1 protein-coding gene is annotated in these 667 nt (G+C 57.7%); it reads left to right on the forward strand.

The window, feature by feature from the left end; translation table 11 throughout:
* Positions 1-488 (forward strand): hypothetical protein (locus tag AC2JF9_RS08115; protein ID WP_500726785.1); only part of this gene is annotated, 488 nt, incomplete at its 5' end.
* Positions 489-667 lie beyond the last annotated feature (179 nt).

Consider the following 667-nt stretch of genomic DNA (forward strand, 5'->3'; position numbering starts at 1 on the left):
TCATTGCCCTGCTGATCCTCATCCCTGTGATCCCTTGGTTGGGTGCCCACGCGGGCATCATCCTCGCTGGCATCGCCTTCTGGGTCGCGACTGAGATGATTGCGCCTGACAGAAAGGAAGTTTCGGCCCAAGCTGCCGTAGCTCGCACCTTTAACGGGAACGTCCGCGTAAGCAACGAACAGGTGAACTTCGCTGATCGCCTCATCACGGCCATCATCCACAACGAGAGCAACGCTCGTATCTATGATGTGTGGCTCCGCTGCACCTTCCGGGCTCCCCAGACGCAGTACAGGCCGACCGATCCGAGTAGCAGGAAGGAGATGATCTCGACCGATTACCACTACGGCTATATCGCTCCAGACACCGCAGAGCCGATTTCACTGTCGTTGGAGCCTCATGGTCTCCTCACAAGAGCGATCCCTTCGAGCTTTACGTGCGAGCCCCGCTACCAGCCCGAGACAGCGGACCTCTTCCGAGAACCAAGGTGAGCTAATGGACGCGGATGGTGCGCTTCTCCTTTTCCTGGGACTCTGTCTACTCGGGGTGGTTCTAGTCGGGCTCCTAATTGTCTTCACCCCGATCATGTCCTGGCTGCTGATCGGCGGCGTTTCGTTCCTCGGTATCAAGTTTGCGCTGACGTTTTTCGGTCTAGCGGGAGCATTACCAG

The organism is Lactobacillus sp. C449L (assembly GCF_059900815.1).